The organism is Bacillus sp. TCT6 (assembly GCF_056033845.1).
On the sequence record NZ_JBVYHX010000004.1, the window covers coordinates 57,582 to 76,987 of the forward strand.

19 protein-coding genes are annotated in these 19,406 nt (G+C 36.2%); 18 read left to right on the top strand and 1 reads right to left on the bottom strand.

What is annotated here, in order from left to right:
* Window positions 1-206 precede the first annotated feature (206 nt).
* The 5 genes from AC0ONG_RS29925 to AC0ONG_RS29945 all read left to right on the top strand — a co-directional run bounded on the left by AC0ONG_RS29925 (window position 207) and on the right by AC0ONG_RS29945 (window position 5,881).
* A complete protein-coding gene (locus AC0ONG_RS29925) occupies window positions 207-1,934 on the top strand; it encodes an ABC transporter substrate-binding protein (protein WP_474205340.1) in 1,728 nt (575 codons plus the stop codon).
* A 103-nt stretch (window positions 1,935-2,037) separates the two neighbouring features.
* Complete coding sequence (locus tag AC0ONG_RS29930; protein WP_000860748.1) at window positions 2,038-2,994, top strand: ABC transporter permease; 957 nt, start codon at window positions 2,038-2,040, stop codon at window positions 2,992-2,994.
* 13 nt (window positions 2,995-3,007) lie between these two features.
* Complete coding sequence (gene opp4C, locus AC0ONG_RS29935; RefSeq protein WP_000451075.1) at window positions 3,008-3,928, top strand: oligopeptide ABC transporter permease; 921 nt, start codon at window positions 3,008-3,010, stop codon at window positions 3,926-3,928.
* Window positions 3,929-3,938: 10 nt separating this feature from the next.
* The gene (locus AC0ONG_RS29940; protein WP_098829080.1) at window positions 3,939-4,919 is read left to right on the top strand and encodes an ABC transporter ATP-binding protein; all 981 of its coding nucleotides are present in this window, start codon (window positions 3,939-3,941) and stop codon (window positions 4,917-4,919) included.
* Window positions 4,916-5,881: an ABC transporter ATP-binding protein gene (locus AC0ONG_RS29945; RefSeq protein ID WP_063546235.1), complete on the top strand. Its 966-nt coding sequence runs from the start codon at window positions 4,916-4,918 to the stop codon at window positions 5,879-5,881. Before AC0ONG_RS29940 ends, AC0ONG_RS29945 begins: the two co-directional genes overlap by 4 nt.
* A gap of 35 nt (window positions 5,882-5,916) precedes the next feature.
* On the opposite strand, the gene AC0ONG_RS29950 is transcribed toward AC0ONG_RS29945, so the two are convergent.
* Window positions 5,917-6,789, bottom strand: a complete 873-nt coding sequence (locus AC0ONG_RS29950; RefSeq protein ID WP_000766424.1) for a Cof-type HAD-IIB family hydrolase — start codon at window positions 6,787-6,789, stop codon at window positions 5,917-5,919.
* Window positions 6,790-7,230: 441 nt separating this feature from the next.
* On the opposite strand from AC0ONG_RS29950, the gene AC0ONG_RS29955 reads away from it, so the two are divergent.
* From AC0ONG_RS29955 to cshA, 13 genes are all read left to right on the top strand, one after another.
* On the top strand, window positions 7,231-7,338 hold the full coding sequence (locus AC0ONG_RS29955) for a DUF3948 family protein (protein ID WP_000664237.1): 108 nt from the start codon (window positions 7,231-7,233) through the stop codon (window positions 7,336-7,338).
* A 34-nt stretch (window positions 7,339-7,372) separates the two neighbouring features.
* The gene (locus tag AC0ONG_RS29960; RefSeq protein ID WP_000654250.1) at window positions 7,373-7,489 is read left to right on the top strand and encodes a DUF3948 family protein; all 117 of its coding nucleotides are present in this window, start codon (window positions 7,373-7,375) and stop codon (window positions 7,487-7,489) included.
* A gap of 43 nt (window positions 7,490-7,532) precedes the next feature.
* Window positions 7,533-7,640, top strand: coding sequence for a DUF3948 family protein (locus tag AC0ONG_RS29965; RefSeq protein ID WP_000664237.1), 108 nt, complete (start codon window positions 7,533-7,535; stop codon window positions 7,638-7,640).
* A 34-nt stretch (window positions 7,641-7,674) separates the two neighbouring features.
* A complete protein-coding gene (locus tag AC0ONG_RS29970) occupies window positions 7,675-7,791 on the top strand; it encodes a DUF3948 family protein (RefSeq protein WP_000654250.1) in 117 nt (38 codons plus the stop codon).
* A 43-nt stretch (window positions 7,792-7,834) separates the two neighbouring features.
* On the top strand, window positions 7,835-7,945 hold the full coding sequence (locus AC0ONG_RS29975; RefSeq protein ID WP_001083691.1) for a DUF3948 family protein: 111 nt from the start codon (window positions 7,835-7,837) through the stop codon (window positions 7,943-7,945).
* 419 nt (window positions 7,946-8,364) lie between these two features.
* On the top strand, window positions 8,365-9,483 hold the full coding sequence (hppD, locus tag AC0ONG_RS29980; protein WP_000810920.1) for a 4-hydroxyphenylpyruvate dioxygenase: 1,119 nt from the start codon (window positions 8,365-8,367) through the stop codon (window positions 9,481-9,483).
* Window positions 9,484-9,549: 66 nt separating this feature from the next.
* Window positions 9,550-10,506, top strand: coding sequence for a fumarylacetoacetate hydrolase family protein (locus tag AC0ONG_RS29985; protein WP_000673996.1), 957 nt, complete (start codon window positions 9,550-9,552; stop codon window positions 10,504-10,506).
* A complete protein-coding gene (locus AC0ONG_RS29990; RefSeq protein ID WP_012614724.1) occupies window positions 10,472-11,644 on the top strand; it encodes a homogentisate 1,2-dioxygenase in 1,173 nt (390 codons plus the stop codon). The genes AC0ONG_RS29985 and AC0ONG_RS29990 overlap by 35 nt, the downstream gene beginning before the upstream one ends.
* Before the next feature lie 233 nt (window positions 11,645-11,877).
* Entirely contained in the window at window positions 11,878-13,293 is a 1,416-nt protein-coding gene (locus AC0ONG_RS29995) for an amino acid permease (protein WP_000809361.1), read from the top strand.
* Between the two features lie 109 nt (window positions 13,294-13,402).
* Window positions 13,403-14,674, top strand: coding sequence for an MDR family MFS transporter (locus AC0ONG_RS30000; protein ID WP_098437721.1), 1,272 nt, complete (start codon window positions 13,403-13,405; stop codon window positions 14,672-14,674).
* A 243-nt stretch (window positions 14,675-14,917) separates the two neighbouring features.
* Entirely contained in the window at window positions 14,918-16,003 is a 1,086-nt protein-coding gene (locus AC0ONG_RS30005) for a D-alanine--D-alanine ligase (protein ID WP_000161434.1), read from the top strand.
* Between the two features lie 63 nt (window positions 16,004-16,066).
* Window positions 16,067-17,443 carry a UDP-N-acetylmuramoyl-tripeptide--D-alanyl-D-alanine ligase gene (gene murF / locus AC0ONG_RS30010; protein WP_000595968.1) on the top strand — a complete coding sequence of 459 codons (1,377 nt, stop codon included), beginning with the start codon at window positions 16,067-16,069 and terminating at the stop codon, window positions 17,441-17,443.
* Between the two features lie 305 nt (window positions 17,444-17,748).
* Window positions 17,749-19,338 (top strand): degradosome RNA helicase CshA, encoded by a 1,590-nt coding sequence (gene cshA / locus AC0ONG_RS30015; protein WP_000206602.1) that lies wholly within the window; start codon window positions 17,749-17,751, stop codon window positions 19,336-19,338.
* Window positions 19,339-19,406: the final 68 nt, after the last annotated feature.

Genomic DNA, 19,406 nt, shown 5'->3' on the forward strand with positions numbered 1-19,406 from the left:
AAGAATTGACAAAACATAATGAACGATATAAGCTAATAACCATAAAGTCTACCGGAAAGGTCGGAATAAGGTTGTTACCCCTCAAAAACATCTATTTTTTTACGATTAAAACCGACTTTTCCGATTGGCTATAAATGTTGCTGTGGGAGGCATACATAAGGTAATTCGTTCAGAGGGTATAATCATAAAAAGTTAGGGTGGGGACAATGAAGAAAAAGACAAAAAAATGGGCTGGTGTATTTTCGGTATTAATGAGTAGTTCGCTTGTGTTGTCTGCTTGTGGGGGACAGGAGGACGCGGCTTCTACAGAACCGGTTAAACAGCAGGATTTAAAAAATGTGAAAATTGAAAAGATCGCTGCGACAGATAAAACGAAAGTGCCAGACAAAGCGAAGAATAGAAAAGATACGTTAGTAGTTGGTATTAGTAAGCCAGGCGGCGTATTTTTACCATACTTCCAACAAAATGGTTGGGATGGAAACGTAACTTCAGTTATTTTTGCATCTCTCGTATCAACCGATAAACAAGGGAAACCAATTCCAGAATTAGCTGAGAAGTGGGACGTTTCTTCTGATCAGTTAACATATACATTCCATTTACGTAAAGATTTGAAATTTAGTGATGGATCGCCATTAACGGCGGATGATGTAGCTTTCACATTGACGCTTTTACATGATAAGGCATATGAGGGTGAAGTAGATATCTCTCAATATGCGGTTAAAGGTGGTAAAGAATATAAAGAAGGAAAAGCAACTTCAATTGAAGGTATTCAAGTTGTTGATCGACAAACAATTAAAATTACAACTGAAAAAGTGAATTCACAAGCTATATTTGTTTTAGGAGGTACAGTACTATCAAAAGCTTATTATGGAAAAGATTATAAGCAAAATACAAGCTTAGATTACTTAAAAGATTTATATGGAAAGCCATTAGCTGCGGGTCCATATAAATTTGAAAAGTATATTCCAGGTCAAGAAGTTCGTTTTGTAGCAAACGAAAATTATTATGCGGGTAAACCAAAAATTCAAAACTTCATTTATAAAATTACTTCTGGTGATACGAAGCTTCAGTTGTTCCAAACAGGAGAAGTTGACCATACTGGCTTAGGTACTGGTGATGAGGTTCTTGAACAGGCTAAGGCTTTAGAATTCGCAAATATCCAAATCGAAACAGCACCGTCATATAGTTATATTTATATGAATAATAATAAGCCTTACTTAAAGGATAAAAAGGTTCGCCAAGCACTTATTTACGGATTAGACCGCAAAAAATATGTTGATACAGCGTTAAAAGGATACGGTACAGTAGCCAATGTACCAATTCATCCAACTTCTTGGGCTTATACGGAAGAAGGAGTTAATAAATACGAATACGATAAAGAAAAAGCGAAAAAATTATTAGATGAAGCAGGGTGGAAAGTTGGTTCGGATGGAATTCGTGAAAAAGATGGTCAAAAATTAAAACTTTCTTATTTCGGTCCAAGTTCGGCTAAAGATAGTGATTTATTAATTCCGATTGCGAAAGAGAATTATAAAGAAATAGGTGTAGAGTTTAATCCTGAATTTATGGACTTTAATACGATGCTTTCTAAGGTAAACAAAGGGGATTATGATTTAGCTTCTGTTTCGACACCGATTACAAGTGACCCGAGTGAAACAGCTGGTGAATATTTGTCTACTGCAAATGAAACTAGTCTTGGTTATAAGAATGCAAAAGTAGATGAGCTAATTCAAAAAGGTATTGAAACTGTAGATATCGAAAAGCGTAAACCTATTTATAAAGAATTGTATAAAGAATTAAGTGATGATCCACCAGTAATTCTATTAAACTACCGTAGAACAATTACTGGTTATAACGGGAATATAAAAGGAATTGATCCTGAAAAGTACAACAGTATTAGTGCAAACTTACCAGTATTATCATTTGAAAAATAACGATAAGAATGTATAAGTAGAAGACATTTTTTCATTCGGTTAGTAATGTGCCGCTTTGAAAAAATGTTCTTCTATTTTAAGCATAAGATTGGAGAGAAAAAGGGTGAAAACATATATTGTTCGTAGGTTGTTACAAATGATTCCTACACTGCTTGGTACATCAATTATTATCTTCGTCCTGTTCGCACTTCTTCCTGGGGATTATATTGATTCAAATCCGAAAATTACACCGGAAAGAGCAGCTGAACTGAGGGAATTATATGGGTTGAACAAACCGATTGTTGAGCGTTATTTTCATTGGTTAGGTAATGCATTGCAAGGGGACTTTGGCTTCTCGCTTCAATATCAAGAGCCTGTAACGTCATTATTAAATAAATTTATTTGGAATTCTTTTAGTGTAGCAATTATTGCATTGTTTTTTATTTGGCTAATTGCACTTATTATCGGTGTATTCTCGGCGACGAAGCAACATTCTTTGTTCGATAAACTTGTAACAATCGGTGTTTTTGCAGCAATGTCATTCCCTTCATTCTTTATCGGTTTGTTTTTAATTAAGGTGTTTGCGGTTGACTTTAAGTTATTACCGATAGGTGGAATGATTGATGTTGGCAGTAATTCAACAGGATTTGCTTACGTGATAGAAGTTGCAAAACATATGATTTTACCAGTATTTATTTTGACACTTCTTGGGGTCGGCTCGCTAACTCGTTATTTTAGAACAAGTATGTTAGAGGTTGTAAGACAAGATTACATACGAACAGCAAGAGCGAAAGGTTTGAAGGAGAAGACGGTTATTTATAAGCATGCATTAAAAAATGCAATTTTACCGGCAATTACGTTATTAGCATTTGAATTACCTGGCTTGTTTTCTGGGGCAATTATTATTGAACAAATTTTTAACTGGCCAGGAATTGGTAATATTCAATTAGAAGCATTAAATTTCCGTGACTATACAGTATTGATGGCATTTACGATGTTTCTTTCTTGTTTAACAATCGTTTCAAACTTTTTAGCAGATATCGTATATGCAGTTGTTGATCCACGAATTCGGTTGAAGTAAGGTGGGGAAAGAAATGGAGACTGTTACAGTAATTACAGAAAAAAAAGAAAAAAAGAGAAGAAACGCATCATCACCATGGCGACAAGCTTTTAAAAAGATAAAGAAAAATAAGATGGCACTTGTAGGGTTTTATGCATTAATTTTTATGTTTTTATTTTGTTTTATCGGTCCGTTCTTTTCTCCATATGCATCAGGAAAAATACAAGTTGCGCTCATTAACAAACCACCTAGTTTTTCTCATTGGCTTGGTACAGATCAATTAGGAAGAGACATTTTAACAAGGCTTATGCAAGCGGGACGTATTTCATTAACCATTGGTTTAGCTTCAATGGTTTTATCAGTTATACTTGGAGCTTTATTAGGAGCGATTGCAGGTTTTTATCGTGGTATTGTGGACAATATTATTATGCGGCTTGCAGATATTTTAATGTCGATGCCAGGATTACCGTTACTTATTATAATGGGTGCGATTTTATCAGAGTGGAAAGTACCGTCTGATTATCGGTTGTATGTCATTATGATTATTTTAAGTTTAGTAGGTTGGCCAGGGCTTGCACGCCTTGTAAGAGGGCAAATTTTATCACTTAGGGAGCAAGCATTTATGCAAGCTGCTGATGTGTTAGGAATAAAAGATTACCGGAAAATTATATATCACTTAATACCTAATGTTTTACCCATTTTAATTGTCGTATCTACATTAGGTGTTGCAGGTTCTATTTTGGGAGAATCCGCGCTAAGCTACTTAGGTCTCGGCGTCGTCCCACCTACACCATCATGGGGGAATATGATTAGCGCAGCTAACTCATTAATTGATTTTCAAAAGCGTCCGTGGTTATGGATTCCTCCTGGTTTCGCAATCTTTATAACAGTTGTATCCATTAATTTACTTGGTGATGCACTTCGTGATGCGTTAGATCCAAAGATGAGACGGTAGGTGAGAGAATATGAGTAAAGCGGTAGTAGAGCTGAAAGACTTACAAACACACTTTCAAACGGAGGAAGGAATAGTAAAGGCTGTAAATCATGTTAGTTTTGCTGTTCGAGAAGGTGAAACTGTTTGTGTTGTAGGTGAATCAGGTTGCGGGAAAAGTGTAACAGCTTTATCTATTATGGGGCTTATTGCTGAATCAGGTAGTGTAGTAGGCGGAGATATTCTATATGAGGGAAAAAGTCTTTTAGGAATGAAAGAGAAAGAACTTCGTAGTTTACGAGGCAATGATATTGCAATGATTTTCCAAGAACCGATGACATCTCTAAATCCCGTCTTCACTGTAGGTGAGCAAATTGTAGAAACGCTAAGGGAGCATGAATTACTTAGTAAAAATGAAGCGTATAAGAAAGCAATTGAGTTAATTCGTAAAGTTGGCATAGCTCGTGCTGATGAAATTGTCCATTCTTATCCGCATGAACTGAGCGGCGGGATGTTACAACGTATTATGATTGCTGTTGCGCTTAGTTGTAATCCTAAGTTATTAATTGCAGATGAACCAACAACAGCTCTTGATGTTACGATTCAAGCTCAAATATTGGATTTACTAAGACAAGTGAAAGAAGAATTTAAAACGTCAATCTTATTAATTACACATGATTTAGGTGTCGTAGCAGAAATGGCTGATTACGTTGTCGTTATGTATGGCGGGAAAGTTATTGAAGAAGCTCCAGTACTAGAGATATTCCAAAATCCAAAACACCCTTATACGAAAGGATTGTTGAAATCAAAACCAGTAATGGGAAAACGAATAGATAAACTATATTCTATTCCAGGGCAAGTTCCGAATTTAGTTGGTTTAGGTGAGTTTTGCTACTTTAGTGGGCGTTGTGAGCATTGTATGGAAATATGTGAAAAAGAAGCCCCAAATCTAAATGTAAATGATGAAAATCATAAAGTAGCTTGCTGGTTATATGAGGAGCGTGCGGAACAATGAGTGAACCATTATTAGAGGTGAAAAACCTAAAGACATATTTTCCAATTAAAGGTGGCATATTTAGTAGAACGATCGGGCATGTAAAAGCAGTTGATGGAGTAAGTTTTACTATTAATAAAGGTGAAGTGTTTGGTCTCGTTGGCGAATCAGGGAGCGGAAAAACAACGATAGGAAAAACAATTTTACGTCTCGTTCAAAAAACGGAGGGGGAAGTGAAGTTTAAAGGGAAAGATGTTCATTCTTTATCCAAGGATGAATTGAGAAAACATCGCCCTAATATGCAGCTCGTTTTCCAAGATCCATTTAGCTCATTAAATCCGAGAATGAGAATTGGTGAAGCGCTTGGAGAGCCGATGTTGGCCCACGGATTAGCGACGAAAGAAAATGTTCGTGAAAAGGTAATTGAAGTATTGGAGTTATGTGGCTTAGCTCCTTATCATATTGACCGGTATCCCCATGAGTTTTCTGGAGGACAACGTCAGCGTATCGTAATAGCAAGGGCTATGGTATTAAATCCAGAATTCATTGTAGCTGATGAACCTGTGGCGGCATTAGATGTATCTATCCAAGCACAAATTATTAATTTATTTAGTGAGTTACAGGAGAAAAAGGGATTATCTTATTTATTCATTTCACATGATTTGAGTGTAGTAGAACATTTATGTACGAAAATCGGAATTATGTATTTAGGTACAATTGTGGAGACGGCGCCGCGTGATGAGTTATTTACCAATCCGCTACATCCGTATACAAAAGCATTGTTATCAGCTGTTCCAATACCAGATCCAACAGTGAAGCGAGAGCGAATTATACTAGAAGGGGATATTCCAAGTCCAGCAAGTCCACCTTCGGGTTGTCGTTTTCATACACGTTGCCCGTTTGCAACAGATGTTTGTAAAAAAACAATACCAGAATTTCGTAATGTTGGTGATAATCATTTTGTTTCTTGTCATCATGTATAAAAAAAGGACTCTTTCAAATTGAAAGAGTCCTTTTTTTATTTACTAGATGAAGTTTGTTTCAATACAAATTGCTCGATTGCGTGAGCAACACCATGTTCATTGTTTGTTAGTGTTACAACATCACATAGTTTTTTTACATCTTCTTCAGCGTTGCCCATTGCAACAGATAAGCCTGCTACTTCTAGCATTGGTACATCATTAAAATTATCACCAATAGCAACTGTATCTTCAATAGGGATATTAAAATGAGCTGCCATCTGCTGTAGCCCGTTTCCTTTATGTCCATTCTTATCCATAATTTCTAAGTTAGTAGGAGCTGATGCTGTAACCATAATATCAGCGTCTTCTTGTAACACGCTTAATAGCTGTGCGCGATGCGCTGCATTAAATGTTGAAATGAAGAATTTAGATATTTCTAGTTCTTGGTTATTTACAACATCTTCTATTTTTTTGAAATCAGTAATTAGGTTTGATTTCTTTTGCTTTTCTGTAATTCGTTCAAGCTCCTCTAATGTAACATCGAGCGCATGCTTATTTTCTTCGAACGCTTGCATCACTTGATCTTGCCATGTATATGGAGAATAAACTCCTTTATTCGTATATAGCTTATATGGGAAACCTTCAGATTCTAGTAATTTTGCAAGTTTGTACACTTTGTCGTTTTGTATACAACGAGAGTTAATTACTTTTCCATCCACATAAACAATAGCCCCATTGCTTGCTCCGACTGGAAGAGATAATTTATATTCTTCCAATAGCTTTAAAGCATCCTCTTTCGCACGACCAGAACAAATCATTACAATATGACCAGCTTCTTGTGCAGTTTGGATTGCTTGTAGGTTTTCTTTGGAGATTTCAAGATTAGATGATAGTAGTGTACCATCCATATCTAATGCGATTAATTTCAAAATGACCACCTCTTTGTTTTTATTATACATAGTTATATAGAGGAAACATATAAACTTATCTTGGAAAGACGGTATTTTATCTCATATTAAAAGTAAGTAAAGATTAGATAGGTTTAGTGTCACTAAATAAACTGTTTGTAACAAAAATAGAGAGAAGGATGACTACATTTCACTTTATGACTTTAATATTACAAGAATGTTACAAGCGTGAGCTTAGTGAAAAGTGCATTAAATAAGGGTTTTTGGAGAGTGTTATAAAAAAACGTAAAAAAAGTGTAATAAATTTCACGTTATTATATTGCAACGTAACAATAGTTATGTTACATTAATGTTACAAACGTTACGTTATCAAATTTAATGTAACGTTAACATAAAAACTATGAAATAAACATTTCTTAGAAATTACATATAGATAACTTATGAAAAGGGAGGATAAATGATATGAAAGAGCAAGTATTACAAGTAACAAAAGGTGACTTCGTAGGATCAGCAAGTGGGGCGGTAGTATTAACAGCATTAATCGTATTTCTATCAAGCGTATTAGTATAATAGAAGTTTTGTAACAAAAGAAAAAGAAGGGAGAATGAAAGATATGAAAGAGCAAGTATTACAAGTAACAAAAGGTGACTTCGTAGGATCAGCAAGTGGAGCGGTGGTATTAACAGCATTAATCGTATTTCTATCAAGCGTATTAGTATAATAGAAACTTTGTAATAAAAGAAAAAGAAGGGAGAATGAAAGATATGAAAGAGCAAGTATTACAAGTAACAAAAGGTGACTTCGTAGGATCAGCAAGTGGAGCGGTAGTATTAACAGCATTAATCGTATTTCTATCAAGCGTATTAGTATAATAGAAACTTTGTAACAAAAGAAAAAGAAGGGAGAATGAAAGATATGAAAGAGCAAGTATTACAAGTAACAAAAGGTGACTTCGTAGGATCAGCAAGTGGAGCAGTAGTATTAACAGCATTAATCGTATTTCTATCAAGTGTATTAGTATAATAGAAGTTTTAAATCAAACAAAAATGGAAGGAGAATGAGGGATATGAACAGTGAACAAGTGTTTCAAGTAACAAAAACAGATTTATTAGGATCCTTAGGTGGAGCGGTAATATTAACATCATTTATTCTATTCCTTGCAAGTGTATTAGTATGATATATGTAAATACAACCATTCAAAAAAAATAAAGACTCTAACGTATTAGTAAGTAGTTAATATGTTGGAGTCTTTTTTATTTTCTTCTTATATACCTTCAAGTGTTAAAGTTACCTCATTATTTAGCATCCATGGCTAATTAGACGCTGCGGTTGCAACTTGATTCAACGAGTAATCAAAAATCCACTGAGTAAAAGCCTGATTGGTGAGGGCTGATTAAAGTTTCACTTTATTTCAAAGAGAAAAAAGTCGAATTTTATATGTAAGAAAAAAAGAGGAATTTGACAGAAAAGATAGAAAATTTTAAAGGTCAGAATTTGTTAGCTTGCTAACTAATTTCTATTTATTTATGTTGGAAGCGTTTTCGGTTGGTTTTAAGTATGGACCATTTAATCTATTTACAGGGGGATGAAGATATTATGAAACAAAAATCTATGGATACGCTAGCTGCACAAATGGAGGACTTTTTTCCAGTACGTGATGTAGATCATTTGGAATTTTACGTAGGGAATGCAAAGCAATCGAGTTATTATCTTGCGAGAGCATTCGGATTCAAAATTGTGGCTTACTCTGGATTAGAAACTGGAAACCGTGAAAAGGTATCTTATGTTCTTGTGCAAAAAAATATGCGTTTCGTTGTGTCTGGAGCTTTAAGTAGTGAAAATCGTATTGCAGAGTTTGTAAAGACTCATGGTGATGGCGTGAAGGATGTGGCACTACTTGTTGATGATGTTGATAAAGCATACTCAGAAGCAGTGAAACGTGGTGCCGTCGCAATTGCTCCACCAGAGGAATTAACAGATGAGGACGGTACATTGAAAAAAGCAGTTATTGGTACGTATGGTGATACAATTCATACGCTTGTAGAGCGTAAAAATTATAAAGGGGCATTTATGCCAGGATTCCAAAAGGTAGAGTTTAATATTCCATTTGAAGAGTCTGGTTTAATTGCTGTCGATCATGTAGTTGGTAATGTTGAAAAAATGGAAGAGTGGGTTAGTTATTACGAGAATGTCATGGGCTTTAAACAAATGATTCATTTTGATGATGACGATATTAGTACAGAGTATTCGGCGTTAATGTCGAAAGTTATGACGAATGGAAGCCGTATTAAGTTTCCGATTAACGAACCAGCAGACGGAAAGAGAAAGTCACAAATTCAAGAGTATCTAGAATTCTATAATGGAGCTGGTGTACAGCATCTTGCTTTATTAACAAGTGATATTGTTAAAACAGTTGAAGCGCTTCGTGCAAATGGGGTGGAGTTTTTAGATACACCTGATACTTATTATGATGAGTTAACTGCACGAGTTGGAAAAATCGATGAAGAAATTGATAAGCTAAAAGAATTAAAGATCTTAGTAGATCGTGATGATGAAGGTTACTTACTACAAATCTTTACGAAACCAATTGTAGATCGCCCGACTTTATTTATTGAAATCATTCAACGTAAAGGTTCTCGTGGATTTGGTGAAGGAAACTTTAAAGCGTTATTCGAATCAATTGAAAGAGAACAAGAGCGTCGCGGAAACTTATAAGATTTATATCCACCAGCAAAAGTCCCTTTGCTGGTGGAAATTTCATTTTTATAAGGAGGAATCAGGATGAAATTTGTTACATTTCGTCTTCCTTCAAAAGAAATACGGGCTGGATGGCTTGAAGGTGACAAAGTAATAGATATGAATCTTGCTAGTGAAGGGAGAATCCCTTCTTCTATGATGGCTTTTTTAGAGAAAGCTGATGAGTATGTAGAAGTAGTGAGGAATGTTAAGAATCCAAATAAGGGTATATATGCTTTAGAAGAAGTACAATTGACAGCTGCTCTTCCTAATCCGAGTAGTATTCGAGATTTTTACGCATTTGAACAACATGTAAAAACAGCTCGCGGACGAAGAGGACTAGATGTTGTGCCTGAATGGTATGATATTCCGGTCTTTTATTTTACTAATCATCGTGCTGTAATTGGTTCCGGTGATTTTGTAATTGGTCCGAAAAAGTCTAAAAAGCTTGATTACGAGTTGGAGATCGCTTGCGTAATAGGAAAAGAAGGGCGAAATATTTCTCGTGAGCAAGCAGAGGAATATATTTTTGGTTATTGTATTATGAACGACTGGAGTGCGAGAGACTTACAAGCAACAGAAATGAAAGTAGGTCTCGGTCCAGCGAAAGGAAAGGACTTTGCAACTTCGTTAGGAGCACATCTTGTTACGAAAGAGGAATTAGATGTTTATCGTAATGGTGATCGATATGATTTAGAAATGACTGCTCATGTAAATGGAAAACTATTATCAAAGGGAAACTTCCAAGATATTTACTATACATTTGCTGAAATGATTGAACGTGCTTCAGAGGACGTTACGTTATATCCAGGAGATGTGATTGGTTCTGGGACAGTAGGAACAGGCTGTATTTTAGAACTTGGTACAGAAGAGTGGCTACAAGATGGAGATGTTGTAGAGCTGTCGATTACTGGTTTAGGTACACTACGTAATACGATCAAAAAAGAAAAGGAAGCGAGTGATGGGCATGTTTTATCGTCACATGGGAGAACTACCTCATAAACGACATGTACAATTTCGTAAAAAAGATGGATCGCTTTATCGTGAACAGGTAATGGGAACAAAAGGTTTTTCTGGTACACAGTCTATTTTGTATCATCACTATATGCCAACAGAAGTAGGTCATTCTGCATTATCGCATTCTTGTCAGTTGCAGTATGAAGAGGATGTTGCTCTTTCTCATCGCCACTTCCGAACGAAAGAAAATAAAAAAAGTGGTGATGCAATAAGTGGACGAAATTTCATACTTGGAAATGAAGATTTGTTAATTGGAGTAGTGAGCCCAACAGAAAAAATGGATTATTTCTATCGTAATGGTGATGGCGATGAAATGTTATTTGTTCATTATGGAACAGGGAAAATTGAAACGATGTTTGGAACGATTCACTATAGAAAAGGCGACTATGTAACGATCCCAATTGGAACGATTTATCGTGTTATTCCAGATGAAGGAGAGACTAAGTTTCTTGTTGTAGAGGCGAATAGCCAAATTACAACGCCGCGTCGTTATCGAAATGAATACGGACAATTGTTAGAGCATAGTCCGTTTTGTGAAAGAGATCTTCGTGGTCCAGAAAAATTAGAGACCTATGATGAAAAAGGCGATTTTGTCGTAATGACAAAATCAAGAGGTTATATGCACAAACATGTTTTAGGACACCACCCGTTAGATGTTGTTGGATGGGATGGCTATTTGTATCCGTGGGTATTTAATGTAGAGGATTTTGAACCAATTACAGGGCGCATTCATCAGCCGCCGCCAGTACATCAAACATTTGAAGGGCATAATTTTGTTATTTGCTCTTTCGTACCACGTTTATACGATTATCATCCAGAGTCAATTCCGGCACCATATTATCATAGTAATGTTAATAGTGATGAAGTTCTTTACTATGTAGAAGGAAACTTTATGAGTCGCAAAGGTGTGGAAGAAGGTTCTATTACACTTCATCCGAGCGGGATTCCCCATGGGCCGCATCCGGGGAAAACAGAGGCAAGTATAGGGAAGAAAGAGACACTTGAATTAGCTGTTATGATAGACACATTCCGTCCGCTTCGTATTGTAAAACAAGCACATGAAACAGAAGATGAAAAGTATATGTATAGCTGGATTGAACAAGGTTCATATACTGTGAAATAAGTAAAAAAAGCATGCTCTCAATAAGGGAGCATGCCTTTTTTTGTGGAATCGACATGTATAATAATACCAAAAAGAGTTGTCGAAAGATATATAGAAAGAATGATAAGGATAGTGCATATTCAGAAGAATTTCTACTTGTTTCGACAAAAGTATTGACTAGGAAAAGCGTAATGAGTAAAATAAAAAAGCGAATTAAAAATTTTCAGAAAATTTAAAACTTGGAGGAGTGAAAGATGAAGCAAATTTTTCAAAAGAAGCCAATTGCAAAGTTAATGCAAGAAAGTAAGCAAAAAACGTTAGCAAGAACATTGGGCGCGCTAGATTTAACTATGCTTGGAATCGGAGCAATTGTTGGAACTGGTATTTTTGTTCTAACGGGTGTTGTGGCAGCGAAACATTCTGGGCCAGCTATTATATTATCGTTTGCGATTGCCGCGCTAGCTTGTGCCTTTGCTGCATTTTGTTATGCTGAATTTGCTTCTTCAGTTCCTGTATCGGGCAGTGTGTATACGTATACATACGCGACGATGGGAGAAGTATTCGCATTTTTAATTGGCTGGGATCTAATGCTTGAATATTTACTTGCTACATCTGCTGTAGCAAACGGTTGGTCTGCATATTTTCAATCTTTATTAAAGGGGTTTGGAATTCACATTCCGACTATTCTCTCCTCGGCTCCTGGTACAGGAAAGGGTGGAATAATTGATCTACCTGCAGTTCTAATTATTTTAGTGATGACAGTTCTTTTATCTAGGGGTGTTCGTGAAAGTGCACGAGTAAATAACATTATGGTATTTATTAAAATAGCAGTTGTTCTTATTTTTATCTTTGCTGGTTTTAATTATGTGAAACCTGAAAACTGGACGCCTTTTATGCCGTTTGGTTTAGATGGTGTAATGGCTGGAGCGGCTACAGTATTCTTCGCATTTATAGGATTTGATGCAGTTTCAACAGCGGCAGAAGAAGTGAAACGTCCGCAACGTGATTTACCAATTGGTATTATTGCATCGTTATTAATTTGTACAGTTCTTTATATCGTTGTTTCGCTTATTTTGACAGGAATTGTTCCATACGGACAGTTAAATATATCAGATCCAGTTGCTTTTGCACTTCAATTTATTGGACAAGATGGCTTAGCTGGAGTAATTTCAGTAGGAGCAATTACAGGAATTACAACAGTAATGCTAGTTATGATGTATGGACAAGTTCGTGTTTCTTATGCGATGAGCCGAGATGGTTTACTGCCGAAGCGTCTTGCTAAAGTTCATCCGAAATTTAAAACGCCATTTTTAAATACATGGACAACGGGAATTATTGCGGCACTGATTTCAGGATTAATAGATTTAAATGTTTTAGCACATCTTGTAAACATGGGGACATTGTCAGCATTTGCACTCGTAGCTGTTGCGGTAATTGTAATGAGAAGAACCCATCCAGACTTACCAAGGGCATTTAAGGCTCCGCTTGTACCATTTTTACCAGCATTAACAGTAATTTTCTGTTTATACTTAATGCTTCAATTATCGGGGACAGCATGGATTAGTTTTGGGATATGGATGGTTATTGGTATAGCGGTTTACTTCTTATATAGCCGAAAACATAGTGCTTTAAATAATAGTAAAAAAGAAGAAGATGTTGCGAATTTATAAGCGAAAAAAATCCATTCTAATTCTGTTAGAATGGATTTTTATATTTGAAAATTTACATTTTTCTGAACTTATTATAAGATAATTGTTGGCTAACTAAAGGGGTGAAATGATGAAAAATACGTGGCGTGAGTTAAGGGAGATGGACCGTAACGTATGGATTCGATTTATTGGAGAGACGTTAAATGGAATTGCAATGATGATGTTAATGCCTTTTTTTGCATTATATTTAAAAGATAAGGTAGATTCGTTGTTGGAAGTTGGGGTTATTATGGCGCTTTCTCCAATTGCTGCAAGCTTTGGATCACTTATAGGAGGAAGAATTGCTGACATATATGGAAGAAAACCGATTATGATATTTTCTATGGCAAGTAATGCATTATTAATGCTCGGTTTTCTATTTATAGAAGGGTTTATTCCATATGCAATTTTATCTATTTTTTTAGGGTTGAGTAATTCTTTATTTCACCCAGCTGCATCAGCTATGGTCGCAGATGTAACGGCACCAGAAAAAAGAACAGAGGCATATGGTTTATTACGAATGGGACACAATATAGGTGCTGCGATTGGTCCGATAATGGGAGCATCAGTAGTTGTGTTGTCAAAGAATCTTGTGTTTATTATTGCCTCTTCTACAATGCTATTTTATGCGTTACTTGTATTACTTCTTATTCAAGAGACGATGCCAAAGAGGATAGATAAGGAAGAACATAAAGAAAAGGAATCTGGGGCAGTTTGGAAAATTGTAATGCGAGATAAGGCATTAATGATTTACTTATTAGCAGGTATTATCATTTCGATGGGGTTTTCTCAAACAGAAAGCATGTTGCCACTACATTTTGATAATGAAATGAAGCGTATTTTTGGAACGAATAATCCATATCCATATTTAATGGCGTTAAACGGACTATTAGTTGTTTTATTCCAATTTCAAATTTCAAAATGGGCTACGGATAAACCAGTCGGGAAGACGATGTTATATGGTGCATGTTTGTTCGGGATTGGATTATTTTTTATAGGGTGGTTACCGAAGTGGTTTGGAGAGTTTAATACAAATGCTACAGTTATTTTAATAACACTACTGTTCGTTTATGCTATATATACGTTAGGTGAGATGATTATGTCGCCTGTACAGATGACATTTGTAGCAAATTTGGCCCCTGAGCATTTGAGAGGGACTTATATGGGCGCTGCAAGTTTGCAGTGGATTACAGGAAGCGCATTTGGTCCACTTTTGGGGGGGTTTTTATTAGATCGATTACTTGGCCACTTTCTATTTACAATTTTAGCTGTAGGATGTGTAGTTGCAGGTATTGTATATATTTCTTTAGATCGCCTTGTTGAGCAAAGGCAAAAAGATACACTAACCAAACAATCTTCTTAGTAAATAGGTGACATACACAAAAAAGGGGATTTCTACATATTTTAGGTACATAACTAGATAGGATTACCATTTCATTTTAAAATTCACCTTTGTATAGTAGTGGAATAGAAAAAGTGTAGAAAACCAATAAGTGGTGTCATTTAATTATTTGTGGAAGTTACATTTTATTTCAAATAGGAACTACCTATTTTTATAAAAAGTGCTAAAATAGAAAAATGAAAACAATTGGTTAGGGTGATTTCAGTGACAAAAATTAAATTAGGTTTATTATATGGTGGAAAATCAGCTGAGCATCAAGTTTCGTTACAGACGGCTCTTGCTGCTATTAAAGCGTTAAATCAAGATAAATTCGAGATTCATCCAATTTATATTACAGAACAAGGTCAATGGGTACGTGGTGAGCGTATTGAAGGCGAAGTGACAGATGTTGAAGCTTTAAAAATGAGTAGTGCAGAAAATGCGATTTCTCCGTTATCATTAAGTACAGAGATTATTCCATCTGCAGCTTCTGAGGAAAACGCTATTGACGTTATTTTCCCATTACTACATGGACCAAACGGTGAAGATGGAACGGTTCAAGGACTATTAGAATTGATGAATATTCCTTATGTAGGAAATGGTGTTCTAGCATCATCTGCTGGTATGGATAAAGTTGTTATGAAAAACATCTTTGCAGAGGCTGGTTTAAAACAAGCAAAATATGCGTCTTTCATTCGCAGTGCATGGGAAAAAAATCGTGAGGAAGCTTATTCTAAAGTAGAAGATAAGTTAGGATATCCTTGTTTCGTAAAACCAGCAAACCTTGGTTCAAGTGTTGGTATTAATAAGTGTAAAAATCGTGAAGAACTTGAGAATGCATTTGTAGAGGCATTCCAATTTGATCGCAAAATTATTGTAGAAGAAAATATTGTAGGTCGTGAAGTAGAAGTGGGGGTACTAGGTAATGATGAGCCGAAATGTTCAGTTGTAGGTGAAATCGTTCCGAAAAAGGACTTCTATGATTATAAGTCGAAATATATCGATGGTGATACGGCGTTAATTATTCCAGCTGAAATGACAGAAGAAGAATCTGATGTGATTAAGCGTGATGCAATTATTGCGTTCCAATCATTAGATGGTGCAGGCTTAACGCGAGCTGATTTCTTCTTAACGAAAGACGGAGAAGTGTATATTAACGAAGTAAACACTATGCCAGGATTTACACCGTTTAGTATGTTCCCTCTATTATGGCAACATACTGGGTTACCGTATCCAGAGTTAATCGAAGAGCTAATTCGTTTAGCGATTGAACGTCACGAAGAAAAACAAAAAATTAAATATACAATCTAACAAAAAAAGGAGGAAGCACTATTCGTAGGAATAGTGCTTCCTCTATGTAAGGAGCGTTTCTATATGATAAAGCGAATGTTAAAGCAAGTAGAACAGATGGTAAATGGTACTGGATTAGCAGAGCAATATGAGGGAACTATTATTCAAGGCGTGTCTATTGATACGAGAAAAATTGAAAAAGGAAACTTATATGTTCCGATTCAAGGGGAGCGTTTCGATGGACATGCTTTTGTAGATAAAGCAGTTGAAAATGGAGCTGTAGCTACATTATGGATGAAAGATGTAGCAAATCCACCCGAGAATCTTCCGGTTATTTTTGTAGAAGATACGCTATCTGCACTGCAAATGTTAGCGAAAAACTATCGCGATCAATTGGATGTTAAAGTTGTTGGTGTGACAGGTAGTAACGGTAAAACATCCACGAAAGATATTGTGACAAGTATTCTCGCGACTAAGTTCAAAGTTCAAAAAACAGAAGGAAATTTCAATAACCATATTGGGTTACCTCTCACTATTTTAAACTTAGAAGAAAATACAGAAGTAGCTGTATTAGAAATGGGTATGTCAAGCCGAGGAGAGATTGAATTTTTATCTAAGTTAGCTCGTCCTAATGCAGCTATCATTACGAATATTGGTGAGGCACATTTAATGGATTTAGGATCTCGTGAGGCAATTGCTGAAGCGAAATTAGAAATTGTTACAGGGTTACAAGAAGGTGGCGTGTTCGTATATAATGGAGATGAGCCGTTATTAACGAATCGTGTTCCTGAAATGAATTTAGCAGCAGAAACAGTTACGTTTGGTGATGCAAGAGCCAACGATTACTATCCAACGACTGTAACATTACAGGCAACTGGGACACATTTTAAAATGAATAGAGATGAAAATATTTCATTCTACCTACCGGTGTTAGGAAAACATAATGTGTACAATACACTTGCTTCAATGGCAATTGCGACACATTTTGGGGTGACGTGGGAAGAAATGAAACAAGGTTTAGTAACACTTCAAATGACGGGCATGCGTATGGAGATTGTAAAAACGGATAGTGGATTAACAATTATCAACGATGCTTATAATGCAAGTCCGACGGCTATGGAGGCAGCATTCCATTTAATGAATGGTTTAGATGGATTTACTAAAAAAATCGTTGTGCTCGGTGATATGTTAGAACTTGGAAATCAAGAAGTGCAGTTCCATTATGAGGTAGGTAAATTAATCGATCCAGCAAAAATCGCACATGTATTCACATACGGTAGATTAGGAGCTCAAATTGCTGAAGGAGCGAAAATTAATTTCCCTAATGAACGTGTAAAGGCGTATGATAATAAAGAAGAGTTAGTAAGAGATTTACAAGCGGTAGTCGATGCCAAAGATGTTGTATTAATAAAAGCATCTCGCGGTATGAAATTAGAAGAAGTAATTACGATGTTGAAATAATTGGTGTATATAAATAGGGATGATAGTCACGAAAATAGAAGAAACTTATAATAAGCGCTTACAGTAAATGATAAAAAAATAAAAGTAAAGAAAAAGGCCCTGAATATAAAATAAGGTAACAGTTGGGTTTGCTTTTTACACATACAAAACTTATAATTGATAAAGTGTAATAACGTTTAGAAGTATTTTCGTGAAGAATATACGCCCGGTTATATACGTGAGCATTCAGGAAAAGGGCTTTTCCGCAAATTCGGAAAACGCCTTTTTTTAAATGATAAGTATAGGATAGAAAAGGAGAAGTAACATTGACAACATTTCGAGAATTAGGATTAAGTGAGTCTTTACTGCAATCGGTTGAAAGTATGGGCTTTGAAGAGGCTACGCCGATTCAAGCTGAAACAATTCCACATGCATTGCAAGGTAAGGATATTATTGGGCAAGCGCAAACAGGTACAGGGAAAACAGCAGCATTCGGATTACCACTATTAGATAAAGTGGATACAAATAAAGAAGCAGTTCAAGGTATTGTTATCGCGCCAACGCGTGAATTAGCAATTCAAGTTGGAGAAGAGCTATACAAAATTGGTAAACATAAACGTGTTCGTATTCTACCAATTTATGGTGGTCAAGATATTAACCGCCAAATTCGTGCTCTAAAAAAACACCCACACATTATTGTTGGTACGCCGGGTCGTATTTTAGATCATATTAACCGTAAAACACTTCGCTTACAAAACGTAGAGACTGTTGTTCTTGATGAAGCGGATGAAATGTTAAACATGGGCTTCATTGAAGATATTGAAGCGATTTTAACAGATGTGCCAGAAACACATCAAACATTATTATTCTCAGCGACAATGCCAGATCCAATCCGTCGTATTGCTGAGCGTTTCATGACTGAGCCTCAACACATTAAAGTAAAAGCAAAAGAAGTAACAATGCCAAACATTCAGCAGTTCTATTTAGAAGTGCAAGAAAAGAAAAAGTTTGACGTGTTAACACGCTTACTAGATATTCAATCTCCAGAGCTTGCGATCGTATTCGGTCGTACAAAGCGTCGTGTTGATGAATTATCAGAAGCATTAAACTTACGTGGTTATGCAGCAGAAGGTATTCATGGTGACTTAACACAGGCGAAACGTATGTCTGTATTACGTAAATTTAAAGAAGGTGCTATTGAAGTTCTTGTTGCAACAGACGTTGCTGCACGTGGTCTTGATATTTCAGGCGTAACACACGTATACAACTTCGATATCCCACAAGATCCAGAATCATACGTTCACCGTATCGGTCGTACTGGCCGTGCAGGTAAAAAAGGTATTGCAATGTTATTTGTAACACCACGTGAATCAGGACAATTAAAAAATATCGAGCGTACAACAAAACGTAAAGTTGATCGCATGGAAGCACCGACACTTGATGAGGCATTAGAAGGTCAACAACGTTTAATCGCTGAAAAACTTCAAAGCACGATTCAAAATGAGAACTTATCATACTACAAGCGTATTGCAGAAGAAATGTTAGAAGAGAATGACTCTGTAACAGTAGTAGCTGCTGCTTTAAAAATGATGACTAAAGAGCCGGATACAACTCCGATTGCTTTAACATCAGAACCACCAGTTGTTTCAAGAGGTGGCGGTTCTAAAAAACGTGGCGGTAACGGAGGCGGATACCGTGATGGTAACCGTAATCGTAGTCGTGATGGACGCGGTGGTGGCGATGGTCGTAACCGTGATGGACGTAATCGTGACGGAAACCGTGATCGCAATCGTGATGGAAACCGTGATCGTAATCGTGATGGTGGTAGTCGTGGTCGTAGAGGTGAAGGTCAAGGTCGCCCAGGATCTTCAAATGGACGCGGCGAAAGAAAACATCATAGCCGTCCACAAGCTTAATAAAAAAAGAGAATGCCCTTTGCGGGCATTCTCTTTTTTTATTTCTGTAATTGTGCATACTACATAGT

Coding starts and splice junctions, on each gene's coding strand:
- AC0ONG_RS29925 (WP_474205340.1), top strand. CDS start 207: ATGAAGAAAAAGACAAAAAAATGGGCTGGTGTATTTTCGGTATTAATG.
- opp4C (WP_000451075.1), top strand. CDS start 3,008: ATGGAGACTGTTACAGTAATTACAGAAAAAAAAGAAAAAAAGAGAAGA.
- AC0ONG_RS29940 (WP_098829080.1), top strand. CDS start 3,939: ATGAGTAAAGCGGTAGTAGAGCTGAAAGACTTACAAACACACTTTCAA.
- AC0ONG_RS29945 (WP_063546235.1), top strand. CDS start 4,916: ATGAGTGAACCATTATTAGAGGTGAAAAACCTAAAGACATATTTTCCA.
- AC0ONG_RS29955 (WP_000664237.1), top strand. CDS start 7,231: ATGAAAGAGCAAGTATTACAAGTAACAAAAGGTGACTTCGTAGGATCA.
- AC0ONG_RS29960 (WP_000654250.1), top strand. CDS start 7,373: ATGAAAGATATGAAAGAGCAAGTATTACAAGTAACAAAAGGTGACTTC.
- AC0ONG_RS29965 (WP_000664237.1), top strand. CDS start 7,533: ATGAAAGAGCAAGTATTACAAGTAACAAAAGGTGACTTCGTAGGATCA.
- AC0ONG_RS29970 (WP_000654250.1), top strand. CDS start 7,675: ATGAAAGATATGAAAGAGCAAGTATTACAAGTAACAAAAGGTGACTTC.
- AC0ONG_RS29975 (WP_001083691.1), top strand. CDS start 7,835: ATGAACAGTGAACAAGTGTTTCAAGTAACAAAAACAGATTTATTAGGA.
- hppD (WP_000810920.1), top strand. CDS start 8,365: ATGAAACAAAAATCTATGGATACGCTAGCTGCACAAATGGAGGACTTT.
- AC0ONG_RS29985 (WP_000673996.1), top strand. CDS start 9,550: ATGAAATTTGTTACATTTCGTCTTCCTTCAAAAGAAATACGGGCTGGA.
- AC0ONG_RS29990 (WP_012614724.1), top strand. CDS start 10,472: ATGTTTTATCGTCACATGGGAGAACTACCTCATAAACGACATGTACAA.
- AC0ONG_RS29995 (WP_000809361.1), top strand. CDS start 11,878: ATGAAGCAAATTTTTCAAAAGAAGCCAATTGCAAAGTTAATGCAAGAA.
- AC0ONG_RS30000 (WP_098437721.1), top strand. CDS start 13,403: ATGAAAAATACGTGGCGTGAGTTAAGGGAGATGGACCGTAACGTATGG.
- murF (WP_000595968.1), top strand. CDS start 16,067: ATGATAAAGCGAATGTTAAAGCAAGTAGAACAGATGGTAAATGGTACT.